Here is a 7,053-nt window from a genome sequence, read left to right on the forward strand (position 1 = left end):
AAGTTGTGTCTGCATAATACTGGAAGGATGTATCTATGGTAGATAGAGAGCAGAATACACAAGGCATGTATACTCCCGAGTTGGAGCATGATGCGTGTGGTATCGGTTTTGTCGCTCACCTCAAAAACCGTAAATCTCATGATGTGGTTACTCAAGCACTTGATATGCTTGCTCGTATGGAACACCGTGGTGGTCAAGGCTGTGATCCATGCAGTGGTGACGGCGCGGGTATTCTTTTACAAAAGCCTCATGAGTTTTTATTAGAAGAAGCCGTAAAACTTGGTATTAAACTGCCATCTTTTGAGAAATACGGTGTTGGTGTTGTCTTATTCCCTAAAGATGAGCATAAACGTCAACAATGTAGAGATATTTTAGAGCGTAATGCTCAACGTCTTGATTTAGAAATCATTGGTTATCGCGTTCTTCCTGTCGATAATTCAATGCTAGGCGACGATCCACTAAGTACAGAGCCTCAATTTGAGCATGTATTTATTTCTGGTGGCCCATCAATGACCCCAGAAGAGCTTGAACGTAAATTGTATGTTCTACGTAACTACACCGTTCGAGTCTGTTTGGAAAGTATTTCTAATATTGGTGATGATTTCTACATCAACTCTCTATCGTACAAAACACTTGTTTATAAAGGTCAATTAACGACTGAGCAAGTTCCACAGTACTTCCTTGATTTACAAAACCCAACAATGGTGACGGCATTAGCGCTGGTTCACTCTCGTTTCTCTACAAATACCTTCCCTCGCTGGCGTTTAGCTCAACCATTCCGTTACATCGCGCATAATGGTGAGATCAACACAGTTCGTGGCAACTTGAACTGGATGAAAGCCCGTGAAGCTATTATAGAGTCTGATTTATTTAGCCAACAAGAAATGGATATGCTACTTCCGATTTGTCAGGAAGGCAGCTCAGATTCATCGAACTTTGATATGGCGCTAGAACTGCTGGTTCTTTCTGGCCGTAGCTTGCCACACGCATTAATGATGATGATCCCTGAAGCGTGGCAAGAAAATAAAAACATGGACCCTACACGTCGTGCGTTCTATCAATACCACGCAAACGTAATGGAACCTTGGGATGGCCCTGCGTCTGTTTGTTTCACCGATGGTGTCCAAGTAGGTGCTACTCTTGACCGTAACGGTCTTCGTCCTTCTCGTTATACCGTAACTAAAGATGATTTCCTTGTTATGGCATCAGAATCTGGTGTTGTTGAAATTGCCCCAGAAAATGTTGAGTTCCGTGGTCGTTTACAACCGGGCCGTATCTTTGTTGCTGACTTAGAGCAAGGCCGAATTATTTCTGATGAAGAAGTAAAAGATGGCATTGCGAAATCACAACCTTATGAAAAATGGGTTGAAGAGAACCTTCTAAGCTTAAATAAACTGCCTGAAGCAACAAACCAATACAGCCAACCTTCTCCTGAGCGCCTACTGAACCGTCAACAAGCGTTTGGTGTTACCTCTGAAGAAGTGAATGAGATTATCCTACCATTAGCAAAAACGGCTTATGAGCCATTAACTGCAATGGGTGCCGATTGGCCACTGGCGATTCTATCTCATCAATCACAGCATTTATCTAACTACTTTAAGCAGTTGTTTGCTCAAGTAACTAACCCACCGATCGACCCGATCCGTGAGCGTATGGTTATGTCGCTAAACACTTATTTAGGTAAAGACCAAAACTTACTTGCTGAAACGCCTGAGCACTGCCAGAAAGTTGAACTTGAATCACCGGTTCTTTCTAACTCTGAGCTAGAAAAACTGCGTGCTATTGATAACGAGCATCTACAAGCTAAAACGCTAGATATCGTATTCCAAGCCAATGAAGATGCTGGCAAACTTGAGCGTGCACTTAAACGTATCTGTCAGTATGCAGAAGATGCCGTCGTTGATGGCTACTCTATCATTCTACTAACAGACCGCGCAGTAAACTCAAACCACGCAGCTATTCCTGCAATGCTTGCAGTTGGTGCGGTTCATCACCACCTAATTCGTAAAGGGTTACGTGCTAAATGTGACATCGTAATTGAAACGGGTGATGCTCGTGAAACTCATCACTTTGCAACATTGGTTGGTTACGGCGCAAACGCAGTTAACCCATATCTTGTTATTGAAACCATTGTTGAACTTCAACGAGTTAAGAAGCTAGACCCAACAGTACATCCAAAAGTATTGTTTGATAACTACCGTAAAGGGGTTAACGGCGGCCTGCTTAAGATCTTCTCTAAGATGGGTATTTCAACACTGCAGTCATACCATGGTGCCCAAATCTTTGAAGCGCTTGGTATCAGTAAATCAGTGGTTGATAAATACTTCACAGGGACCGTTTCTCGTATCCAAGGTCTAACGATTGATGATATCGCAAAAGAAGTGTTAATCCGTCACCGTGTTGGTTACCCAACTCGTGAGATCCCTGTTCAAGTACTTGATGTGGGTGGCGTATATCAGTGGAAACAACGTGGTGAAAAACACCTGTTTAACCCTGAGACAATTTCACTACTTCAAGAGTCAACTCGTAATAAAGATTACGGGCAATTTAAGAAATACGCGAAGGCGGTTGATGATCAAGGTGATGATGCAGCAACATTACGTAGCCAATTAGATTTCATCAAAAATCCAGCAGGATCTATTCCTTTAGAAGAAGTAGAGCCAATTGAGAATATTCTAAAACGCTTTGCCACTGGTGCAATGTCGTTTGGTTCTATCTCACACGAAGCTCACTCAACACTTGCTGTTGCAATGAACCGTATCGGCGCTAAATCTAACTCAGGCGAAGGTGGTGAAGACCCGATTCGTTTTGAGAAAAAAGACAACGGTGACTGGGAACGTTCTGCTATTAAACAAGTCGCATCAGGCCGTTTTGGTGTAACGTCTTACTACCTAACTAACGCTGATGAACTACAAATTAAGATGGCTCAAGGTGCAAAACCTGGCGAAGGTGGTCAACTACCTGGTGATAAAGTCGATGATTGGATCGGTGCGACACGTCACTCAACTCCTGGAGTTGGTCTGATTTCACCACCGCCACACCATGATATTTATTCAATCGAAGATTTAGCACAACTTATTTACGATCTGAAAAACGCCAACCGTAAAGGTCGCGTTAACGTTAAGTTAGTATCTGAGGCGGGTGTTGGTACTATCGCCTCTGGTGTAGCCAAAGCAAAAGCAGACGTCGTTCTTATCGCTGGTTTTGATGGTGGTACGGGTGCATCGCCAATGTCATCTATCCGTCATACAGGCCTTCCGTGGGAACTTGGTCTAGCAGAAACACACCAAACACTACTGAAAAATGGGTTACGTAACCGTATCGTTGTTCAGTCTGATGGCCAAATGAAAACACCTCGAGATCTTGCAGTAGCAACGCTTCTTGGTGCTGAAGAATGGGGCGTAGCAACCGCAGCTCTGGTTGTTGAAGGTTGTATCATGATGCGTAAGTGTCATAAGAATACTTGCCCTGTTGGTATCGCAACACAAAATAAAACATTGCGTGAGCGCTTTGACGGCCGCGTAGAAGACGTAGTTACGTTCTTCCAATACATGGCTGAAGGTCTACGAGAAGTGATGGCTGAACTTGGTTTCCGCTCTATTGATGAAATGGTAGGTCAATCTCATAAACTAAAAGTTCGTGATGATATCGGCCATTGGAAATACAAAAACTTAGATTTAACTCCAGTACTCCATGTTGAACAACCTCGTGCTGAAGATGGCATTTATAACCAAATTCAACAACAGCATAATCTTGAAGATGTTCTTGATCGCAAGCTTATCCAAGCTGCTATTCCTGCTCTAGAGAAAGGTGAAACAGTTACTACTGAGTTCGATATCCTAAATACCGACCGAAGTGTAGGTACTATGCTGTCGAATGAGATATCAAAAGTGTATAAAGACCAAGGCTTACCACAACCAATGAACGTGAAGTTCAATGGCTCTGCTGGGCAAAGTTTAGGTGCATTCCTTGCAAAAGGCGTGAAATTTGAAGTCGAAGGGGATGCGAATGACTATTGGGGTAAAGGTTTATCTGGCGGTACGCTAGTGCTTTATCCAAACGCAAAATCAACGATTGTCGCTGAAGATAACATTATTGTCGGTAATGTCTGTTTCTACGGCGCAACTTCTGGTGAGTCGTATATTCGTGGTATGGCTGGTGAGCGCTTCTGTGTACGTAACTCAGGTGCAAAAGTCGTTGTAGAAGGGGTTGGTGATCACGGTTGTGAATACATGACTGGTGGTGTTGCCGTTATCCTTGGCTCAACGGGTCGTAACTTTGCGGCAGGTATGAGCGGTGGTGTTGCCTATGTTTGGGATAAGTCTGGTGATTTCGAAAGCAAACTAAACCCTGAACTCGTCGACCTAGACCCTATCGAACAAGAAGATAAAGATCTTCTATTAGAAATGCTAACTAAGCATGTTGAATTCACAGGAAGTGAAGTTGCTCAGTCTTTCTTAGATAACTTTGAAGCAAACTTAGCCTCTCTGGCTAAAGTGATGCCGCGTGACTACAAAGCGGTTCTTCAAAAGCGTAAAGCTGAAGCACAACAGGCACAAACGGAAGAAGTGGAGGCAGTATAATGGGTAAGCCTACTGGATTTTTAGAACATGGTCGTGAGCTACCAAAGAAACTCGACCCAACGGTTCGAATTCAAGACAATAAAGAATTTGTTTTAAACGAAGAATTTGGCGATAAGATTGGCACACAAGCCTCTCGTTGTATGGATTGTGGTGTTCCCTTTTGTCACAACGGTTGTCCTATCGGTAACATCATTCCTGAGTTTAATGATGCGGTATACCGTGATAGCTGGGAAGAAGCATGGAAGATCTTAAGTTCAACCAATAACTTCCCTGAATTCACCGGTCGAGTGTGCCCTGCTCCTTGTGAAAGTGCTTGTGTTCTTGGTATCAATCAAGACCCAATCACTATCTGTAATATCGAAAAAACGATTGTAGAAACCGCGTACCGTGAAGGGTACGCGCAACCTAAAAAACCTCGTTCTCGCACAGGAAAAACGGTTGCTATTATCGGTTCAGGTCCTGCTGGTTTAGCCGCGGCTGAACAATTAAACAGTGCTGGTCACTCTGTCACTGTCTATGAACGCGATGAAAAAGTTGGTGGTCTACTGCGCTTTGGTATCCCTGATTTCAAGTTAGGTATGGATATCATTGATCGTAAAATCAACTTAATGGCTGATGCCGGTATCAAGTTTGAAGTAAATGCGCATATTGGTGTCGATATTAATGCCCTGCAATTACGCCAAGACTTCGACGTCGTTCTACTCACTGGTGGTTCTACTGTTCCACGAGATCTACCAATTCCAGGTCGTGAACTCAATGGCGTTCACTTTGCGATGGAGTTCCTAGGTCAAAACAATCGCCGTGCTAATAATATGGATCTTAAAACTAAAGAGATCCACGCTAAAGGTAAGCATGTTGTTGTTATTGGTGGTGGCGATACAGGTTCTGACTGTGTAGGTACATCGAATCGTCATGGCGCAGCAAGTATTACTCAGGTTGAGATCATGCCGATCCCACCAGAAAAACGCCCTGCAAATATGCCTTGGCCTCAATATCCAATGATCATGAAAACAACTACTTCTCACGAAGAAGGCTGTGAGCGTCATTGGAATATCCTAACCAAAGAATTTATCTCTGATGATGCAGGTAATGTGAAAGGCCTACGTGTTGCTGATATTGTTTGGCAAGATGCGAAGCCAGGTGAGCGTCCAGGATTTGATGAAGTTTCAGGTAGTGAACGAGTGATCCCTTGTGATCAAGCCTTCTTAGCTATGGGCTTCTTGCACCCAGAACCAACAGGTGTATTAGCTCAATTAGATATTAAACTGGATGATCGCGGTAACGTAGCAACTGATGGTTATGCTACTAATCAAAAAGGTGTTTTTGCCGCGGGTGATATGCGTACTGGTCAATCCCTGATTGTACGTTGTATTAATGAAGGCCGTGAATGCTCTAGAGAAATCGATGCTTACCTAATGGGTAACTCGAACCTAGAAGCAAAAGCGGATTCACTAATGCTATCAGCATCATAGTTTTTGGAATAGATTAATTCAGGTTTCCTTCCAAACCTTTGGCCAACATTTCGATGTTGGCCTTTTTTATTCTATACTGACAACGCCTATTCAAAATAATGAACTTACCTATGATAAAAATACTCACCATATTTTCAATATTGCTAACACTTACCGCCTGCAGTAAAGGGATCGACAATATGCCTGATAAATCAAAAATGATGTGTGCAGATAAACCTAATTGTATCTCTACACTAGAAACTAGAGCTGACTTCAGCGCCGCCCCTTTCACACTTAATAACCCCGACACAACAATAGAGACTATCGCTCAAATAGCAGAACAACTGAAAGGAGCAAAAATAGCAGTAATTAAAGAAAATTATGCCAGAATAGAATCAACAAGTACGCTCTTTCGCTTTGTTGATGACTTAGAGCTTAGAATAGAAAGCAGTAATCTTATTGTTCGCTCTGAGTCTCGTACTGGACACTCTGACTTTGGTGTAAATAAAAAGCGCGTAGAACAATTAAGAACGATGCTACTAGAACAAAACATTATTTCTCAGTAAAAAGCTCTCCAATAGAAAGTCTAACCAACTGAACTACCACTTCGCTGTGTCTATTCTGCATCATTTTACTTTTATTCAGACGTAAAAAAGCCCTAATCTTTCGATTAGGGCTTCTTAGTATAGTGGCTACGTTAACGGGACTTTCTATTAACCTTGAGAGCGACACGTCCCCCGGTGTGACTGGCCGCTAAGCTCTCCAATAGAAAGTCTAACCAACTGAACTACCACTTCGCAGTGTCTATTTTGCATCATTTTACTTTTATACAGACGTAAAAAAGCCCTAATCTTTCGATTAGGGTTTCTTAGTATAGTGGCTACGTTAACGGGACTTTCTATTAACCTTGAGAGCGACACGTCCCCCTGCGTGACAGGCCGCTAAGCTCTCCAATAGAAAGTCTAACCAACTGAACTACCACTTCGCAGTGTCTATTTTGCATCATTTTACTTTTATAC

3 protein-coding genes are annotated in these 7,053 nt (G+C 42.8%); all 3 read left to right on the forward strand.

The features are described from left to right. The first annotated feature begins 35 nt into the window (after positions 1–35). The 3 genes from gltB to F8B77_RS05895 all read left to right on the forward strand — a co-directional run bounded on the left by gltB (position 36) and on the right by F8B77_RS05895 (position 6,600). The gene (gltB, locus tag F8B77_RS05885) at positions 36–4,583 is read left to right on the forward strand and encodes a glutamate synthase large subunit (RefSeq protein ID WP_151654511.1); all 4,548 of its coding nucleotides are present in this window, start codon (positions 36–38) and stop codon (positions 4,581–4,583) included. Then, on the forward strand, positions 4,583–6,055 hold the full coding sequence (locus F8B77_RS05890) for a glutamate synthase subunit beta (protein ID WP_151654513.1): 1,473 nt from the start codon (positions 4,583–4,585) through the stop codon (positions 6,053–6,055). Before gltB ends, F8B77_RS05890 begins: the two co-directional genes overlap by 1 nt. Before the next feature lie 113 nt (positions 6,056–6,168). Continuing rightward, positions 6,169–6,600: a DUF1499 domain-containing protein gene (locus F8B77_RS05895; protein ID WP_425277987.1), complete on the forward strand. Its 432-nt coding sequence runs from the start codon at positions 6,169–6,171 to the stop codon at positions 6,598–6,600. Positions 6,601–7,053: the final 453 nt, after the last annotated feature.

This window comes from Aliivibrio finisterrensis (assembly GCF_008933155.1).
Classification (GTDB): Bacteria; Pseudomonadota; Gammaproteobacteria; order Enterobacterales; family Vibrionaceae; genus Aliivibrio; species Aliivibrio finisterrensis.